Below are 16,965 nucleotides of genomic sequence, written 5' to 3' on the forward strand. Positions count from 1 at the left end.
TCCGTGATGATGATTTTAAGAAAAGCGATTTGCAGGCCGAAAGGGCCTACGCGTGGGGAGATGTACACACGCCTGGCACCGGTTCAAGGCGCGTCTTTGATGATCGGTGGCCTGGCACCGCGGCGAAGATCGGTGGCCTGGCACCGCGGCGACTGTGGGTGCGTGCGGTGCCAGAGCATCCGGTAAAAAAGTCAGAAGTGGGTCTTGCCGGGGCTGATAGGGTGTGCAGGTTATTTGGCGTCGAACCAGTTCTTGCCGACACCGCTATCGACGATCAGGGGTGCGTCGAGGGTGACGATGGTTTCCATCATGTTGCAGATTTTGGGGCGAAGTTCGTCGAGGGCGTCTTCGGCGATCTCGAAGATGAGCTCATCGTGGACCTGGAGGAGCATGCGAGCCGGCCAGTTTTCTGCTTCGATGCGGTCCTGGATGGCGATCATGGCCAGTTTGATGATGTCGGCGGCGGTGCCCTGGATGGGGGTGTTGATGGCGGCGCGTTCGGCGAAGGCCCGTCCGGCGCCTTTGTTTTCCAGGGTGGGGAGGAGGCGTTTGCGGCCGAACATGGTCAGGGCGTAGCCGGTCTCGACGGCGTCGGCGACGAGCTTTTCGAAGTAGGTGGCCACGCCCTGGTAACGCTCGAAGTAGTTGTCGATGTAGCTCTTGGCCTCGGGCATGGAGATGTCGAGATCGCGGGCCAGGCGTCGGGGACCCATGCCGTACATCACGCCGAAGTTGATGGTTTTGCCGGCGCGGCGCTGGTCGCCGCTGACTTCGTCGATGTCGATGTCGAAGATCTGGGAGGCGGTTAAAGCGTGGATGTCCTGGCCTTCCTTGTAGGCTTTCAGGAGGACCGGGTCGCCGGAGAGGTGCGCCATGATGCGCAGCTCGATCTGAGAGTAGTCGGCGGCCAGTAAGAGGTGTCCCTCATCGGCGACGAAGGCTTTGCGGATCTCGCGGCCGCGGTCGGTGCGGATGGGGATGTTTTGCAGGTTGGGGTTTGAGGAAGAGAGGCGTCCGGTGGCGGCGACGGCCTGGTTGAAGTCGGTGTGAATGCGGCCGGTGTCCTCGCGAATGAGCTCGGGCAGGGCGTCGACGTAGGTGCCTTTGAGTTTGGAGAAGGAGCGGTACTCCAGGATGAGGCGCGGCAGCGGGTGGAGCTCGGAGAGCTGTTCGAGCACGCTCTGGTCGGTGGAGGGGCCGGTTTTGGTGCGTTTTTTCACCGGGAGTTCCAGGCGCTCGAAGAGGACCTCTCGAAGCTGGGTGGGGCTGTTGGGGTTGACCTCGGAGCCGGCGTGGACGTTGATCTCGTCCTGGAGTTTTTCGAGCTCGACTTCGAATTCGGCGCTGAGCTGGTTGAGGATGTCGCAGTCGACTTTGACACCGTTGAGCTCCATCACGCCGAGCACGCGAGAGAGCGGGATCTCCAGGGTGTCGTGGAGTTTGCGCAGCTCGGGTTCCTCATCGAGGAGCGCCAGGAGGGCGTCGCAGGCCATCAGGGTGATGTCGGCGTCTTCGGCGGCGTAGGGGGTGGCTTTGTCGAGGGGAACCTGGTCGAAGGTGAGCTGCTTTTTGCCGCGACCGGCCACGTCGCTGAACTTGATGTTGCGGTGGTTGAGAAAATCAAAGGCGATGGTGTCGAGGCCGTGGGAGTTTTTGCCCGGGTCGAGCACGTAGCTCATGAGCATGGTGTCGAAGGCCACGCCCTGGAAGCCGATGTTGTGGCGGCGCAGTACCAGCCACTCGTATTTGTAGTGCTGTCCGATCTTCGGGAGATCGGGATCTTCGAGGAGGGGGGCGACGCGGGCCAGCACCTCGTCGAGGGAGAGCTGGGCGGGGGCGCCTTCGTAGCTGTGTGCCACCGGGATGTAGACGCCGTGGTTGGGCTTGTAGGCAAAGGACATCCCGACGATGCGGGCCTCCAGCGGGTCGACGCTGGTGGTCTCAAGATCGAAGGCGAAGCGTCCGGCGTCTTTGCAAGCAGCGAGGACCTCGTCGAGCTCTTCGAGGGTGAAGATGGCCCGGTAGTCTTTGCGGGCTTCGTCGGTGCGGGTGATCTCCTCGTCGAGGAGGCTGTCTTTAAGATCTTCGATGTCGCGGTCGTCGAGCCATCCGCGGGATTTGAACCAGCGGTTGAGATCGTGCAGCACGCTCTCAAACTCAAGCTCGTGGAAGAGGTGTGCGAGGGCCTGGAAGTCCGGGGGGGAAAGGTGGAGGTGTTCGATGTCGAAGGCGATCGGGCAGTCGTCGCGCAGGGTGACGAGCTCCAGGCTGAGGCGGGCCTGGTCGGCAAATTCGGTAAGATTTTCTTTGCGCTTTTTGCCCGAGACTTTGTCGATGTTGGCCAGCAGAGTCTCCAGGTCCCCGAATTCGGCGATGAGTTTACCGCCGGTTTTTTCGCCGATGCCCGGGACACCGGGGATGTTGTCGGAGGTGTCGCCGGCCAGGGCTAACACGAATTTGACGCGGTCGGGGGTGACGTTGAAACGCTCCAGGACGTCGGCCGGGGAGTAGCGCCGGCCGCGCATGGTGTCGAGCATGGAGACGCCGTCGCCGAGAAGTTGCATCAGGTCTTTGTCGGCGCTGATGATGCAGACGTTGAGGCCGACCTCGCGGGCGCGGACGGTGGCGGTGGCGATGAGGTCGTCGGCCTCCACGCCGGCCTGCTCCATGATGGGGATGTTGAGGGCTTCGACGACTTTGCGGAAGTAGGGGATCTGAATGCGCAGCTCGTCGGGCATGGCGCTGCGGTTGGCCTTGTAGTCGTCGTAGAGCTCTTTGCGGAAGGTGTGCTCGTCGGCGTCGAAGGCGTCGAAGGTGACCGCGATGAGATCGGGGTTCTCGTCTTCGATGAGCTTTTTGAGCATCTGGGTAAAGCCGTAGATGGCGTTGGTGGGCATCCCGGCGGAGTTGGAGAGGTTCCGGATCGCGTAGAAGGCGCGGTAGATGTAGGAGGAGCCGTCGACGAGGTAGAGGGTTTTGCCATTGAGGCTCGCGTGATCGGCGAGGTCGGCGAAGCTCATCTGGTTGTTATCGTCGGGCGTCTTCGGCATGGAGGCTCCTGAACATCTGGGAAGAGAATGTGGGGTTTCAATAGCGTGCATGAGGGCTGGAAGACCGCATGGCTTAAGGCTGAATCGAGGTCATAGATAGCTGACGACCAGAATGATTCCAAGGCCGAAGAGGGCGATGGTGGCGAAGACGATGAAGGCTTGAAAGAGCGTGACGAGGTCTTCGATTCGGGCGTCGGAGTTGTCGGTGAGGGGGGCGTCGAGCTCGAGATCGATCTCGGCCAGGAGCGATTTTTCACGGCGCAGGCGGCGTACCCCCAGAAGCGCGAAGTAGGCGACGATGAGAAGACCGACGAGCAGGACGACGATCATCATGTGGTAGAGGTCGCGTTGAAGGTCGTCTTTCCAGGCTTCGAGCTCGCGTCGGTCTTCTTCGCGGGTGTTGAGCAGGGGTTGGGGCGATTGAAAGTCGCGAGGGAGGCGGCTGAGCGCGAAGCGGATCAGCGGGGCGATGCGCTCGGGGGTGTCGACAGATGGCGAGTGGGGCGGGGTGAAAAGGTCGCGGTAGACGTCCCAGTGCTCATCGGGGTGATTGGTGTGGAGGTAATCGAGGAGGAGCGAGGTGGTCTCGCGTAGCGTCTGGGGACTTCCGTCGTTGAGGACGAGGAGGTGCGCGATGTCCCAGGCGTCTCCGGCGCCGAAGAAGCTCTGGTAGACCTGCACGCGCGCCAGTGGGCCGATGGCATCGGCCTCGGGCGTGGGGAGGGTGAAGCCGCCGGCGTTTTTTGAGGAGCCAAAGGCGCTGGCGGCGATCATGGACGAGCCCGCAAAGAGGTCGGTCATGAAGGGGGAGTCTGTAAGGATCGTGCTGACTGCGCCTTCCACCGGTTGGCCGGCCACGACGTAAGGGCGCGGCATGTCGATGGCGAACTGCGCCGCGACCGTGGGGAGGCGTAATGTGAAGGTTGAGGGGGCGTCGTCGGAGTTGTCGAGGGGGGTTGCTGTGATTTTGAGGGTGAGTTCGGTCAGGGCGTTGATGGGAAGGGCGGCGAGCCCGAGGGCGTCGGTGGTCAGCGAGGATTTGAGGGGAGCCTGTGTGAGGCCGCGCTCAAGTGTGATGTCGAGGTGGGCGCGGAGAGGTTGGCCGGAGGCGCGCTCCATCACCCGCAACCCGAGGGTGTCTGGCAGACCTCGCACCAGCTCTCCGTCGGTGGGACCGATTTGCAGGGTGAGTGGCGAGGTGGGGTCTTCGGCGGTGAGCGGTGCGCGCCGATCGTCTTGCTCCGGGTCTCGGGAGGTGGGGGGGCCTATCGCGAGCTGAAGCGATTCGGAGGGGGAGCGGGGGGGCTGTCGGAGCTCGATGGTCCAGCAGTCATGAAGTTCGGGGAAAGACTCGCGGCGGGCCAGTGCGCAGATCTCTCGTGTTTCGGCGGAGGCGTCGGGTGCCAGGCTGTCGTGCGAGTCGTTGTTTTGGTCGGGTGCCAGGCTGTCGTGCGAGTGGTTGTTTTTCCGGGGTGCCAGGCTGTCGTACGAGTGGTTGTTTTTCCGGGGTGCCAGGCTGTCGTGCGAGTGGTTGTTTTTCCGGGGTGCCAGGCTGTCGTGCGAGTCGTTGTTTTGGTCGGGTGCCAGGCTGTCGTGCGAGTCGTTGTTTTGGTCGGGTGCCAGGCTGTCGTGCGAGTCGCTGTTTTGCCGGGGTGCCAGGCTGTCGTGCGAGTCGCTGTTTTGCCGGGGTGCCAGGCTGTCGTAGGGGGGAATCTGGATGTGAAGGTAGTGCCCGGGACCGGCTTCGGCGGTAGCCAGGGGGGCGGCATCGGGCGCGCTCCATCGAATCTCAAAGTCGTCGGGAGCGAGGCGCGCGCCGGTGGCGGCATCGAAATAGAGGGCGCGTAACGCCTGGGGTTGGTGGGTGTTCCAGGTTGGCGAGCCGGTCAGGTAGAGGGCTGAGCGAACATCGCGGTTGCCAATGGCCACCGAGGCGGTGATGAGGCCGAGCATCATGACGACGTAGAGCGCGATGGCGCTGCGGTAGACGATGGGGCGTTGCAGCGTTTGCATCACGGGGCGCATGAGGGGCTCGGGTATGAAGCAAAAAAAAACAAGCGCAGCCCGAGGGGCTGCGCTTAAGAGGATGACGCGGGGGGCGAGCGAAGTCGAGCAAAGGTAGGGCTGCCGAGGTCGCGGTGCCAGGCGTTCGATCGCGATGTTATGGTGCTGACGCCGCGGTGCCAGGCCTTCGATCAGACCGCGAAGCTCGTGCCGCAGCCGCAGGAGCGGCGGGCGTTGGGGTTGTTGAACTTAAAGCCGCCGCCCATCACGGAGTCTTCGAAATCGATCTCGGTGCCGTTGAGGTAGAGGTAGCTGCGGGGGTCGCAGAAGATCTTGACGCCGTTTCGCTCAAAGACGCGGTCGTTATCGGAGGGGCTGTCGACGATGTCGAGGACGTAGTTGAGGCCGGAGCAGCCACCGGATTTGACGCCGATGCGGATGCCGTTGTTGGCCTCGGGGGAAAGGTTATTGTCCACCATCATTTTGCGGGCCTTCTCGGCCGCCAGGGGGGTAATGCCGATCATGAAAAGCTCCTGAAAAAAGACCGCCTGCGGGTCTGGTGTGATGCGGGGCGCCGGTTGGAAAGCGCCTTTCTGGAAGTTAGGATGGAGCCCTGGCGAGGTCAAGGACGTGGGCAGGGCTCGCGTCAAAGCGACAACGTCAGAGGACGGGGGGGCATTCCGGAGATGGCACGATGATGGGCATTTGCCAGAAGGAGTCAGCATGTTAGCGCAGGGCTGGGTGCGCAGTGATAAGGGACGGGTTCGGGAGAGCAATCAGGATCGCTATTATTGCGATGGGGACGTGGGGGTGTTTGCGGTGGCCGACGGGATGGGGGGCCGGGCTGGCGGGGAGGTTGCCAGTGAGCGGGCGGTGCGCCTTGTGGAGGAGGCGGCGATGGAGTTTCGAGCGCTGGCCGACGCGCATGCCGTGGGGGAGGATGAGGCGGGTCGGGAGGCGATGTTTGAGGCGCTCACACGCTTTATGCACCGGGTGAACACGGAGGTGTATCAGCTGGGGAATCAGCCGGCGTACCCGGGGGGGATTGGCACGACGCTCGATCTGGTGGTGTTGGGGGCCGGGGTGGCCTATGTGGCGCATGTGGGGGACAGCCGGGTGTATTTGATGCGGGAGGGGGCGATCTATCGCATTACCCGGGATCATACCTTTGAGCAGCATCTGCGGGATCACCCTGAGCTGCGCGCGCATTATCCGGACGCGGCGCGCTACACCCACGTGCTCACCCGCTGCATTGGCAGCGCGCCGCATGTGGAGGTGGACACAGCGCTGGTCGAGCTTGAAGAGGGGGACCGGATCTTGATGTGCAGCGACGGGTTGACCCGCTATTTGAGCGGCGCAGAGATCGCCACCTTTGAGCGGCATGCCCGGGGGGAGGCGCTGGTGAAGGGGCTATTGGAGGCGTCACTCTCGCGCGGAGGGCGTGACAATGTGACGGCGATGGTGGTGGAGATCTCGGAGATCGAGGCCGGTGATTTTCAGCGCCACCCGACGCGGCGCGACTCCCTGGATAAGGTGGAGTTGTTGCGGGGGCTGGAGCTTTTTGAGGAGCTCGATGTGCCGGAGCTTTTAAAGGTCGTGCGCTACGTGTACGTGCGCGAATTTAGGGCTGGCGAGCAGCTGGTGCGGCGCGGCGATGAGGTCGACGGGTTGTACCTGATCGTCAGCGGGGAGGTCTCGGTGCGGCTGGCCGGAAGGGAGCTCAATCGGGTGAAGGCCGGGGGCTACTTTGGGGAGCTGGCGCTCTTCGGCGAGCCTGTGCGCTCGGCGGATGCGTGCGGAGAGGAAGATGGGGAGGCGCTCTTTTTGTCGCGGGACCATCTTCGGGAGCTGGTCACCGAGGATCCGGCGCTGGGCAACAAGGTGCTCTTACGCCTGCTGGCCGGGGCGTCGCGTTTGTTGCAGGAGATCGCCGGTGCGAGCGCTTAGCGGCGCAACTTCTCGATGAGAGCGTGGATCTCTTCGGGGGAGACGAGGTTGTGTTCCACCAGCAGGGTCAGCGCGGCCCTGGCGAGCAGGGCGGCGTCGACGTCGTCGGGGATGGCAAGGCGTGCGGTGGGCTCGTCGGCGTCGAGCGCGTCATCGCAGGCTTCGGGGGATTTGGCTGCTTCGGGCTCACCGGAAGCGTCGGCGCGGCGGGCGTCGAGGTCGCTGCGTTTTTCGATGGCCCCGCCGAAGCGCGGCACGGCGATGCGTTTGACCTGAATGCGGCCGAGTTTGCTGACCCCTTCGCGCTCATCGGCCTCGGATGCATCGGCCGGGTGTACTTCGCCAGCGTCGGACGCGTCGAGTTCCGGTTCGTCGGCGGTTTTGGCGGCGCTGCCGGTGAGGGCGTCGCGGATGCTTCTGGCCGAGGATGGCGGCTTGAGGGCGAGCTTTTCTTTGAGGGAGAGCGCAGGTTTAGCGGCGGAGGATTCCGGTTGCGGCGATGCTTCGGAGGCATCGGCCTGATCGGCATCGGCCGGTTCTTCGAGCGCTGCCGGCTCTTCGGGATCTTCGGGATCTTCGGGATCTTCGAGATCTTCGACTTCGCTGGGAGGAAGGGGGGGGATTTCGCTTTCGGGTTCGTTGAGCTCTTCTTCGATGGAGAGAAGTTCGACGTCCATGGTGTGAAGCGGCATCACGTCTTCGTCGGGGGGCTCGGCGAAGTCGAGGCCCAGGCCGCGCAGGCCGACGCCGATCTGGGTGCGGTTGGCCTCGGAGCGATCGACGGCGAAGCCGGGGGGAGCGTGCGAACGATCGTCTTTGTTGGCCAGGGGCGCCGGGGAGTCGAAGTCGTCGTCGAGTTCCCACTCATCCAGGGGCTGGGGGTAGCCGACGGAAGTGCCCACAGACTCTTCGAGCAATGAAGGGAGAGGTTCGGCGCCGAAGCCCAGGTCCTCGTCGAGCTCGTCGAGGTCTTCCTCGACGACTTCAAACATGTCGGTGGGGGGGCGATCGCGCATTTCCTGCGAGATCACCGAGCTTTCTTCGGCGCCCAGGTCACGGGCGTTGTCGAAGAATGCAGCCCAGCTGTCGTCGGGGGTAGCCTGGGCGCCGGTCTCGATGAGGGGGGCGGGCTCATCAATGGGGTCGCCGAGGTCGATGATGGGATCTTCGTCTTCGGCCGCGGCGTGATCGTCGGGCTGATCGAAGGCGGCAAAGAGGCCGCTGTGGTGCTCCACGGTTGTGGATTTTGGCAGAGATTCCGATTCGGCGCGGGCGTAAAGATCGTCGAGGGCGCGTCGGAGATCGGCCGGGCCGACGAGCACCGGGCGGATGTTGACGCCGGTGTGGCTGGCGATCTCGTCCATGGCCATCACGTCGATGGGGTCGGCCATGGCGAGCAGGAGCACGCGGTTGCCGTCGTCATCGACAAAGCGCACCGGGAGCGTGCGACTTCGCTGAGCGATGGGCGCGGGCACCAGGTGGGCCATCTCCACGTCGATCGCGGTCTCTTCGAGATGCAGGCAGGGGACGTTGAGGAGGTTGGAGGCGATCTCCACCAGGGCGCTCTCGTCGACGATCTTGTGGAAGATCAAAACGTCGTAGAGCGAGGCGGCGTCGCGCTGGGCCAGACGCAAGCCATGCTGGAGGCGAGTCTGGTCGACGAGACCCGCAGCGAGCAGCTGGGGGATGAGCTGAGCGTCGTCAATCATCGAGAACGCTGTCCTGGGATCTGACGGGGGGCGCGGCCCGAAGAGGGCCTTAGGGCCGGGGCCGCGGGGGTCAACGAGCCTCTGGAGGGAGGCTCAGCCATTGACGTCGATGATTCGACTCCCGGCGGGCGGCGGAAGCTCGAAGAGTGGTTGTTGCAGCGAAATGTTAAGTTGAGTCTCACGCACATCCAGCGAGAAGTCAAGATCACGGTCAGGCCATACAAAGCGGCGGTAGACGGGCATCACCAACTCGCGGAGGTCGCGCCAGCCCTCGGTGGTGTAGCGGTAGAGGGTTTGCTCGTCGGGGCCCTGTTCTAAGACCTCGGTGACGGCGAAGTCGGTGTGGCGAACGAAGAGCGCGAGGGTGCCGCCGGAGGAGGTCTGGCGGCTGAGCCGGTAGAGGCCGCGGCGGCGGTCCCAGTCGAGGGTGTCGGTGCCGGGCTCGCGATCGAAGCGGTCCCACGGGGCGCCGCCGAGCATCACGCGGACGACGTCGGCGCCGGAGAGATCGACCGGAAGCAGGCGGTTGATGTTCTCACGGGTGGGTTTGCCGGTGTAATAGTCGTTGGTGTCGCGCTGGTGCATGGCGAAGGTTTCGCCATTGCTGACGAGGAGGTTAAGGATCTCGTCGGAGCCGGGCAGGCGAGTTTGCACGCGCAGGTTTGCGGGTTTTTGTACGAGGATGAGCTGTCGGACCCGGACGCGTTCGCCTTCGCCGAAGTACTCCAGGGTGACTTCTTTGAAGCGAGCATCGTCGATGTGCGCGTAGCGCTGATCGATGGCGGCGCGGAGCTCGGCGGGATCTTCGAGGGCGTTATCGGGCGGCGGGATGGTTTTTGCGCAGGCGGCCGCCAGCAGGAGGATGCCGGTGAGCAGAAGTGCTAGAGAGCAGCGTTGAAAAGCGCCAGGGAACATGGTCGTCTTGGGGCAAAGATAAGGAAGTGGTGTGAGTGAGCTCCGTGCAGATGGTGCGCGCTCAGCATAGGACGAGTCGAGGGTGGTTGCCATAAGGGAGTGTTTGATTCGGGCGATCGCAGGTTTTGCAGGGGTGGGGGTGTGGGCGGCGCTGGTGTGTCTGAGCTCTGAGGCCGGGGCGCAGGAGGCGCGCTGGGAGGCGGCGGTGCGCGCGGGCACCGAGTATGACAGCAACCCGTACCGGGAGGAGGGGGCAGGCAGCGCGGGCGATGGGTTGACGCGCTATTATGGCGAGCTTGAGGTGGAGTCGGGGGTGGGGGAGATGGGGCAGGTGCGGGGGCAGGTGCAGCATGGGGGAAAGGTGTTTTTGGGGGCTCGGGAGGCCGATGCGTTTTTGAGTGCCGCACAGGTTGTGGGGACGCGGTGGTGGGCGTCGGGGGTTGTGGTGAGCGTGTCGGGCGATGTGAAAGATCGCAGCGAGAGGGTCAGCGCGCGCGATTATGTACGGGCGGGTGGCAGCGGGCAGCTGTTGTGGTCGGGGGGCCGGGTGCGGGTGTGGGGGACGGGCGGGTGGCGCTATTTCGGGTTTAAGCCGCAGCCGGAGGTGAGCAGTCAGGGGCCGATGGCGCAGGTGGGCGCGGCGTTTCGGCTGCGCTCGGATGTGTGGGCGCGGGCCAGCGTGAGTCGAAGCTGGCGAGGGTTTGAGGGGGAGCCGCTGCGTCTGGAAGGGCAGCAGACGTTGGGGTGGGAGGAGGGAGCGCGGCGCTCCGATGTGTTTGATGTGGCGCAGGTCGGGGTGAGTCATCGGCGTTGGCTGGTGGCGGAGGTGGGGTATGCGTATCAGCGAAACCGCTCGAACTCGTACGGGCAGGGGTTGCGTCGGCATCAGGTTGAGGCGTCGTTGACGCTGCCGGGGCCGTGGGAGACGTTTGTATCGGGGAGGGTGGAGGTTCAGCGTACGCGTTATGAAGATCCGGTGCTGATCGATGAGACCTTTGTGATCGATGATGAGAACCGCAACGCGCTGGTGGTGGCGTTGGCCCGCCAGGTTGGGGCGAGGTGGGAGGTGGAGCTGCGTTATGATCTTTACGCGCAGGAGTTTGGGGTGGGTGAGGCGTATGGTCGGCAGGTGCTCGGGTTGAGTGTGGCGTATCGCGCCAGCGGTGGGGAGTCGTTGTGAAGGGCGACCATGGGGTTGCGATAAGGGGGCAGGTTTGAACGTGTGGTTGTGAAGGAGTGGCGATGGTGTTGGGCCGGTGGACGTGCTGGGTGTGGGTGTTGGGGCTTGTTGTGGCGGCGGGGTGTGCGAGTGGTGCGCCGGCGGAGCGCTCATCGGGGCGCCTGGAGGGCGGGCTCTTGGGCCTTGAGGATGAGCGCGCAGCGTGGATGGGGTGGGAGGCTCAGTCGGCGGAACAGATCTGGCCGCTGGGAGTGGGTGATGACGCCGACGTCGTGGTGTTTGATGCCTGGGAGGTCACCGATGCGTCGTTTCGCGAGCAGGTCTGGGACGTGGTGTTTCATGGGCTGTGGCCGCTGAGCGATCCGCAGAGGGAGGGGCCGGCGGCGGAGGCGGTGCAGATGGCCCTGATGGTGCTTGACCCGCTGGGTGAGGCGACGCGTTTTGAGTTGAGCTTCTTTATGCGGGCTGATGGTGCGCGCGAAGGGGTGGTGCTGCGCATCTTCTCGGAGGGGGAGGTTGGCCCGGGTGTATGGGTGGAGGCGTCGGGTGTACCGGGGGAAGGCGTCTCGGAGTGGCGCGTGCGGGTGGAGCCGGCGGTCGAGGAGTCGTCCGGGCTGGCGATGCGCTGGCACAAGGATGAGGCCCGGTGGGTGGGGCTGGGGGCGATGGATGCGCAGGCGGAGCCCACCGATGCTGCGGCGTGGGCGCAGCCCGAGCGCTGGGTTTTGGAGGCGTTGCACCTGGTGTTGTGGGAAGAGGTCACCGGCGCGGCGTTTGTGAGTCCGGCGTTTGACCATCGTCGGGCGTCGGCCTGGGAGGCATCGGCGCAGGCCAGAGTCGGCCTGTGGCCGGCGCGTCACGGCGGGACGTGGCGTGAGCGTCAGCTCGATGAGTATCCGGCCCGCAGCGTGTTCTGGCCGCGGGGGATGCCCCAGGGGTTTGAGTAAAACGAGCGCGAAGGGGGCGCACATCAGTGGATTTCGGAAGTTTCGAGGTACCAGAGGCTGAAGAGGCCGTCAGGGTCGACCCAGAATGAGCGGGTGCGCCAGTTGGCGTCTTCGGCGAGGCTTGCGAACTCCTCAATGGCGTATTTGTAGGAGTGCTCTGTGATGATCGATTCGCCGCGTGTGAACTCGATGGTGCGGCCTGGAAGGGCAATCTGCTGGTCGCGTTCGCTGATCAGGTGCATCTCGATGCGTCCGGCGTCGGCGTTGTAGATGGCCTGGTGGCGGAAGTCGTGTAGGGCGAAGTCGGCGTTGAGTTCGCGGTTGATGCGTCGGAGCAGGTTGAGGTTGAACTCTGCAGTGATGCCCGCGCGGTCGTTGTAAGCGGCCTCAAGGATGGCGGGATCTTTCTTGAGGTCGACACCAATGAGGAGGGCCCCGTCGGAGCCGGCGAGGGCGGCTTTTTGAGCGAGGAAGCCGCGTGCGGCGTCAGGCTCGAAGTTACCGATGGTGGAGCCGGGGAAGTAGAAGAGGGAGCGGGCACTTCTGGCCAGACGGGGCAATGACCAGTCGCCGGTGTAGTCGGCGACCACGGGCTTCACGGTGAGTTCGGGGAACTGGGAAGAGATGGCGCGCACACATCGGGAGAGCTCGTGGGATGAGATGTCGACCGGAATGTAAGCGGCCGGATCTTCGAGGTGGGTGAGCAGGGTGCGCGTTTTGAGGCCGCTGCCGGCGCCGAGCTCGATGAGGTTCGCGCTCTCGCCGATGCGCTGGGCGACTTCGGGGGCGAAGCGCTCGGTCAGAGCGAGTTCGGTGCGCGTGGGGTAATACTCGGGCAGCTCGCAGATGGCGTTAAAGAGCTGCGAGCCGCGGTCGTCGTAGAGGTATTTGCAGGGCAGGCGCTTTTGCTCACGCGTCAGGCCGTCAACGACGTCGGAGAGGAAGCGAGAAGCGGGGGAGGGAAAGGGGGTGGTATCAAGGCTCATGAACATGCTCGCACGAAGAGATTCGCAGGTAGAAACATCAGGGAAATCAACGGGCCAGGCGTATACCGGTGCATTGCCAGCGGGCCTGTGCCGGGAAGAAGTTTCGGTAGGTTGGGCGGATATGGTCGGTGGCGGTCAGGCAGGAGCCGCCGCGCAGGACGAACTGGTTGCACATGAACTTGCCGTTGTACTCGCCCAGGGTGGCCGACCAGGGTTCGAAGCCGGGGTAGGGTGAGTAGGGGCTGGAGGTCCATTCCCAGACGTCGCCGAAGGCTTGTCGGAGCGCGTTGGAAGGGCTCTCCGTGGCCGGGCGAGGGTGAAGGGCGTGGCTCTCGAGGAGGTTTCCGTTGAGGGGGAGGTCGGCGCTGGCGACTTCCCATTCGGCCTCGGTGGGGAGGCGGGCACCGGCCCAGCGGGCGTAGGCGTCGGCCTCAAAGTAGCTGAGGTGGCAGGCGGGCTCATCGAGGCGAAGTTCGCGCAAGCCGCCCAGAGTGAAGGTGTGCCAGCGCTCGTCGAGGCGCTGCCAGTAGAGGGGGGCGTGCCATTGCTCGCGTTGGACGAGGTCCCAGCCGGCGGAGAGCCACCAGCGCGGGGAGTCGTAGCCGCCGTCCTCGATGAAGTTGAGAAATTCGCCGTTGGTGATGAGGCGATCGGCCAGAGCGAAGGGCTCCAGGAAGACGCCGTGGCGCGGGCGTTCGTTGTCGAAGGCAAAGGCGTTGAGCTGCTCGGAGTGGCCGATGCGGTAGACGCCGCCGCTGTAGGATCGCCAGCGCAGGGGCGTGGGATCTGCCGGCGGTGCTGCCTCGAGTTCGCGGTACGCGGGTTGAAGGGGGTTGGACGCGAGGGCGTGCTTGATGTCGGTGAGAAGGAGCTCCTGGTGCTGTCGCTCGTGCTCCAGGCCGACTTCGATCAATGAGGCGACGTCGCGCAGGCGGTCGGGGTGGTGGTCCACGAGGCGTTCGATGGCGTCGTCGACGTGGGCGCGGTAGCGGGTGATGTCGTCGCAGGTGGGGCGCCCCAGGGTGCCCCGGAGATTGCGGGGAAATTGGGGGCCGGCGCCCTGGTAGTAGGAGTTAAAGAGCAGGGCAAAGCGGGGGTGATACACCTGGTAGTCGGGCAGGTGGGGGGCCAGGACGAAGGTCTCGAAGAACCAGCTCGTGTGCGCGCGATGCCATTTGGTGGGGCTGGCATCGGGCATCGATTGTACGACCTGATCTTCGGCCGGGATGGGTTCGGCGAGGCGTTCGGTGGCGCGTCGCACGTGGCGAAAGCGCGCAACGAGGGCGTCGATGTCGGGCAGGCGGTCGAGTACCGGCGACCGGGATGTGTCCCCACGCATACTGGCTCCCAAAAAGAGGGATGGCTGAAAACGAGTACAGCCAAGCTAGGAGCACGCGAGCGAGAGACAAGTAAAAAGATGTTCAGCGTCAGGATCTTTGAGGCCTGGTAAGGCGGATCACCATGGCGGTGCTGTTGTCTTTTCCGACGCGGGTGAGGGCGTTTTGGACGATGGCGTCGCAGAGGGCGTGGGGGGCGTCGCGGTGTGTCTGGGCGAGGGATTGTAAATCTTCGTCACTTAGCTCGCCGTGGGCGCCATCGGTGGTCAAGATGAGGAGGTCGCCGTCGCGAAGTTGAAGTCCGCGGGAGGGAAGATCGGGCTGGTCGAGTTCGGCGGAGAGGTCGTTTCGGAAGGCGTCGATGCGGGCGTCATCGAGTTCGGTGCCGGTGCTCAGGAAGCGGGCGATGGTGCGTTTGCTGGCGTCGCGTTCGGCAGGGGAGGGGGAGTGGTCGAGTTTTTTGAAGATGTTTGCCAGGGTGTGATCTTCGGAGAGGGCAACGAGGCGATCGCCGCGCAGCAGCCAGGCGCGGGAGTCGCCGACGTGGCAGAGTCCGGCGCGATCGCCGGCGATGAGCAGGCCTGTGAAGGTGGTGCCGCCGCGGTTTTGGTCGGGGGAGAATTCGCCGTAGAGGGCCAGATGTTGGCTGGTGACGCGGGCGATGGCGCGGGCGAAGTCAGTGGGGGCGTTGAGCAGGTCTTGAGGTTGGGCGTGCTCCCAGGCGCGCAAGAAAGCGGAGCAGGCCGCGCGTACGGCGGCGGTGCTGGCTGCGGCGCCGTCCTGGATGCCGCCGATGCCGTCGGCGACGCAGAAGAAGCCGGTGCGGTGGGTGCGGGAGTCGCAGACGGTGTCGAGGAGGATGTGTCCGCAGCTGTCCTGGTTGTTCTGGCGGAAGAGGTAGTTTCCCTGGGTGGATCGCGAGGCGATCTCGAGTTGCAGGGGGCGGGAGAGTTCGGTGCGCAGGTGGGTGAGCCCGTCGATGAGTTCGTCGGTGTGGCGGTAGGCAAGGTCGCCGTAGGGGGTGACGCAGCCGGCGAGGAGCTGGGGAAGTGAGGGGTGGGTGAGGCCGACATCACGCAGGGCGTTGCGATCCTGGAGGATGGCGACCAGGTGGTGGCCGCCGGGGTACTCGTGGCCGAGAAAGTTTTCGTAGGCGAGCTCGGCGAAGAGGCGGATGTCTCGCCAGATGGTCTCGTTGTCGGGGGTTCTGGGCAGCGGTGCGAGGCGCGGCGCGGCGGCGATCAGGAGGGTGCCGCGGGAGGTGTCGAGGAGAAGATCGCCTGTGCGCAGGCCGCGCAGCGTCCAGCCGCGGTGATGAAGTTGTTGAATGGCGCGGGTGAGGTCGAGGAGGGCGTCAACGGCCTGATGATCGGGCAGGTTTCGCCATGCCCAGGTGTCGAAGGGCTGGAGGTTGGGGGAGGGGAGATTAAGGGTGAGGGTTTGATCGTCGTGACGCGTTGCGGAGGCCGGGAGGCAGGGGTGGCCGGGGGCGGCGAAGGCTTCGCACACGTCGTTGAGCCAGCCTGCAGGGCCGGACCAGCGCAGGTAAGGCTGTTCGTCTGGGCCCAGGAGCAGCGAGGCGGTGGGGGCGTCGGGCTCGGAGGGAAGCGCTGCGATCTGAGGGTCGGGGTTGGTGCTCATCGGTCGGGGTCCTCAGCCGGGGGGCGGCCCTCGCTCCAGTTGACGGGGCGCGGAGGGGTGATGTTGCGTCGGGGGATTGCGCGCGCAGAGGGATGCTGAAGGTGGAAGAGGGCCGAGCTCAGGCCGATCTCATCGCCGGGTTCGAGAGCGGTCGGGGCGTTGATGGGGATGCGGTTGATGTAGGTGCGCTGTCGTGATGAGAGCGGTTCGATATGCCAGCGTTGGTTCTTGAAGAAGAGTCGGGCGTGGTGGAAGGCGACGAATTTTCGCTCGACGTCGGGCAGGCCGCTGAGATCCCAGAAGTGCTCGGGGCGGGCGGGCCAGTGTTGGGAGTTGGGGAGAGTTCCCGCCGGAGGGTAGGAGCGCCCGAGCGTTATGGGGTGTTGTGGGTCGAGGGTGAGGTAGGGGCCACAGGGTGCGCCGCTGCGCATCAAAAAGAGCGCGGGCGCGTTGCTGCTGGCGAGCAGCCGGTCGAGTTCGAGCTGATGATCTTCCAGCGTGGTGTCGTGGGGCTCGAAAACGAAGGTAGTCACGCCCAGGGTGATGCGGTCGCCGTGCCGGAGTTCCCGGGCGGTCGCCAGGGTGTCGATGGGCTCGCCATTGAGCAGGGTAGGAGATTGAGGGGCGAGCGCCTGAATGACCCACTGCCCGGTGGGAAGAAGTTCGAGGTGCGCGTGGGGAGAGCCGAGGCGGTAGGTTTGATGGTCCTGGAGGTTATCCAGGAGAAGATCGATCGGGGAGTGCTGGGAGTGAAAGCGCCCCAGCAATATCGCGGGGCCGAAGATGGGGTAGGAGGCGATGGCGGTCTGATTCGGATCGAGCTGGCGAAGCGTGGCCAGCGCGGAGAGGGCATGGGGGCTGGCGAGCGCCGGATCGCGAGCCTCGGACCAGCCGCGCAGGATGTCGAGATCGATCGTGCTCGCGGGGCGCGATGCCGAGGCATCGGGCGAGGGGGGCGCGTTGGACTTCGGGCGGGTCATGAAGATCCGTTCGGCGCGGGGCCGGTCGATGATGCGATGAGAAGTGTCTGAAAGATCGAGGATGATGGTAGAGGTGGGGGCGGATGTGGGCAAGAAAAGTGTCGGGTGCCAGGCACGCGGACATGTTTCCGGCGTACGGGTGCCAGGCAGTCGGACATGTTTCCGACGCCCGGGTGCCAGGCATTCGGACATGTGTCCGGCGTACGGGTGCCAGGCATTCGGACATGTATCCGGCGTACGGGTGCCAGGCATTCGGACATGTATCCGGC

At 64.8% G+C, this 16,965-nt stretch carries 12 protein-coding genes; 3 read left to right on the forward strand and 9 right to left on the reverse strand.

Annotation, left to right across the window (positions count from 1 at the left end):
• Positions 1–230: 230 nt before the first annotated feature.
• From polA to FRC98_RS13110, 3 genes are all read right to left on the reverse strand, one after another.
• Complete coding sequence (polA, locus tag FRC98_RS13100) at positions 231–3,050, reverse strand: DNA polymerase I (protein WP_230467586.1); 2,820 nt, start codon at positions 3,048–3,050, stop codon at positions 231–233.
• Positions 3,051–3,140: 90 nt separating this feature from the next.
• A complete protein-coding gene (locus tag FRC98_RS13105) occupies positions 3,141–5,075 on the reverse strand; it encodes a hypothetical protein (protein WP_146981894.1) in 1,935 nt (644 codons plus the stop codon).
• Between the two features lie 170 nt (positions 5,076–5,245).
• Complete coding sequence (locus tag FRC98_RS13110) at positions 5,246–5,578, reverse strand: HesB/IscA family protein (protein ID WP_146981895.1); 333 nt, start codon at positions 5,576–5,578, stop codon at positions 5,246–5,248.
• A 199-nt stretch (positions 5,579–5,777) separates the two neighbouring features.
• On the opposite strand from FRC98_RS13110, the gene FRC98_RS13115 reads away from it, so the two are divergent.
• Entirely contained in the window at positions 5,778–7,001 is a 1,224-nt protein-coding gene (locus FRC98_RS13115) for a cyclic nucleotide-binding domain-containing protein (RefSeq protein WP_230467587.1), read from the forward strand.
• Here the strand turns inward: FRC98_RS13115 and FRC98_RS13120 are convergent.
• Complete coding sequence (locus FRC98_RS13120; protein ID WP_146981897.1) at positions 6,998–8,710, reverse strand: GspE/PulE/PilB domain-containing protein; 1,713 nt, start codon at positions 8,708–8,710, stop codon at positions 6,998–7,000. The genes FRC98_RS13115 and FRC98_RS13120 overlap by 4 nt on opposite strands.
• 93 nt (positions 8,711–8,803) lie before the next feature.
• A complete protein-coding gene (locus FRC98_RS13125) occupies positions 8,804–9,625 on the reverse strand; it encodes a hypothetical protein (RefSeq protein ID WP_146981898.1) in 822 nt (273 codons plus the stop codon).
• 103 nt (positions 9,626–9,728) lie between these two features.
• Between FRC98_RS13125 and FRC98_RS13130 the strand changes: the two genes are divergently transcribed.
• Together FRC98_RS13130 and FRC98_RS13135 are read left to right on the forward strand one after the other, a co-directional pair.
• The gene (locus tag FRC98_RS13130; RefSeq protein WP_146981899.1) at positions 9,729–10,805 is read left to right on the forward strand and encodes a hypothetical protein; all 1,077 of its coding nucleotides are present in this window, start codon (positions 9,729–9,731) and stop codon (positions 10,803–10,805) included.
• Positions 10,806–10,867: 62 nt separating this feature from the next.
• Positions 10,868–11,752 (forward strand): hypothetical protein, encoded by an 885-nt coding sequence (locus tag FRC98_RS13135; protein WP_146981900.1) that lies wholly within the window; start codon positions 10,868–10,870, stop codon positions 11,750–11,752.
• Positions 11,753–11,775: 23 nt separating this feature from the next.
• Here FRC98_RS13135 and egtD read toward each other — a convergent pair whose 3' ends face one another.
• The 4 genes from egtD to FRC98_RS13155 form a co-directional block, all read right to left on the reverse strand.
• On the reverse strand, positions 11,776–12,738 hold the full coding sequence (egtD, locus tag FRC98_RS13140) for an L-histidine N(alpha)-methyltransferase (RefSeq protein WP_230467589.1): 963 nt from the start codon (positions 12,736–12,738) through the stop codon (positions 11,776–11,778).
• A 46-nt stretch (positions 12,739–12,784) separates the two neighbouring features.
• A complete protein-coding gene (egtB, locus tag FRC98_RS13145; protein WP_146981902.1) occupies positions 12,785–14,077 on the reverse strand; it encodes an ergothioneine biosynthesis protein EgtB in 1,293 nt (430 codons plus the stop codon).
• Positions 14,078–14,165: 88 nt separating this feature from the next.
• Positions 14,166–15,716, reverse strand: a complete 1,551-nt coding sequence (locus FRC98_RS13150) for a PP2C family protein-serine/threonine phosphatase (protein WP_146981903.1) — start codon at positions 15,714–15,716, stop codon at positions 14,166–14,168.
• On the reverse strand, positions 15,713–16,696 hold the full coding sequence (locus FRC98_RS13155) for an FHA domain-containing protein (RefSeq protein WP_230467590.1): 984 nt from the start codon (positions 16,694–16,696) through the stop codon (positions 15,713–15,715). The genes FRC98_RS13150 and FRC98_RS13155 overlap by 4 nt, the downstream gene beginning before the upstream one ends.
• Positions 16,697–16,965: the final 269 nt, after the last annotated feature.

Source organism: Lujinxingia vulgaris, assembly GCF_007997015.1.
GTDB lineage: Bacteria > Myxococcota_A > Bradymonadia > Bradymonadales > Bradymonadaceae > Lujinxingia > Lujinxingia vulgaris.

What these genes read in the sequence shown, in the direction of transcription:
- polA (WP_230467586.1), bottom strand. Translation starts at nt 3,050, where the DNA reads ATGCCGAAGACGCCCGACGATAACAACCAGATGAGCTTCGCCGACCTC.
- FRC98_RS13105 (WP_146981894.1), bottom strand. Translation starts at nt 5,075, where the DNA reads ATGCGCCCCGTGATGCAAACGCTGCAACGCCCCATCGTCTACCGCAGC.
- FRC98_RS13110 (WP_146981895.1), bottom strand. Translation starts at nt 5,578, where the DNA reads ATGATCGGCATTACCCCCCTGGCGGCCGAGAAGGCCCGCAAAATGATG.
- FRC98_RS13115 (WP_230467587.1), top strand. Translation starts at nt 5,778, where the DNA reads ATGTTAGCGCAGGGCTGGGTGCGCAGTGATAAGGGACGGGTTCGGGAG.
- FRC98_RS13120 (WP_146981897.1), bottom strand. Translation starts at nt 8,710, where the DNA reads ATGATTGACGACGCTCAGCTCATCCCCCAGCTGCTCGCTGCGGGTCTC.
- FRC98_RS13125 (WP_146981898.1), bottom strand. Translation starts at nt 9,625, where the DNA reads ATGTTCCCTGGCGCTTTTCAACGCTGCTCTCTAGCACTTCTGCTCACC.
- FRC98_RS13135 (WP_146981900.1), top strand. Translation starts at nt 10,868, where the DNA reads ATGGTGTTGGGCCGGTGGACGTGCTGGGTGTGGGTGTTGGGGCTTGTT.
- egtD (WP_230467589.1), bottom strand. Translation starts at nt 12,738, where the DNA reads ATGAGCCTTGATACCACCCCCTTTCCCTCCCCCGCTTCTCGCTTCCTC.
- egtB (WP_146981902.1), bottom strand. Translation starts at nt 14,077, where the DNA reads ATGCGTGGGGACACATCCCGGTCGCCGGTACTCGACCGCCTGCCCGAC.
- FRC98_RS13150 (WP_146981903.1), bottom strand. Translation starts at nt 15,716, where the DNA reads ATGAGCACCAACCCCGACCCTCAGATCGCAGCGCTTCCCTCCGAGCCC.
- FRC98_RS13155 (WP_230467590.1), bottom strand. Translation starts at nt 16,696, where the DNA reads ATGACCCGCCCGAAGTCCAACGCGCCCCCCTCGCCCGATGCCTCGGCA.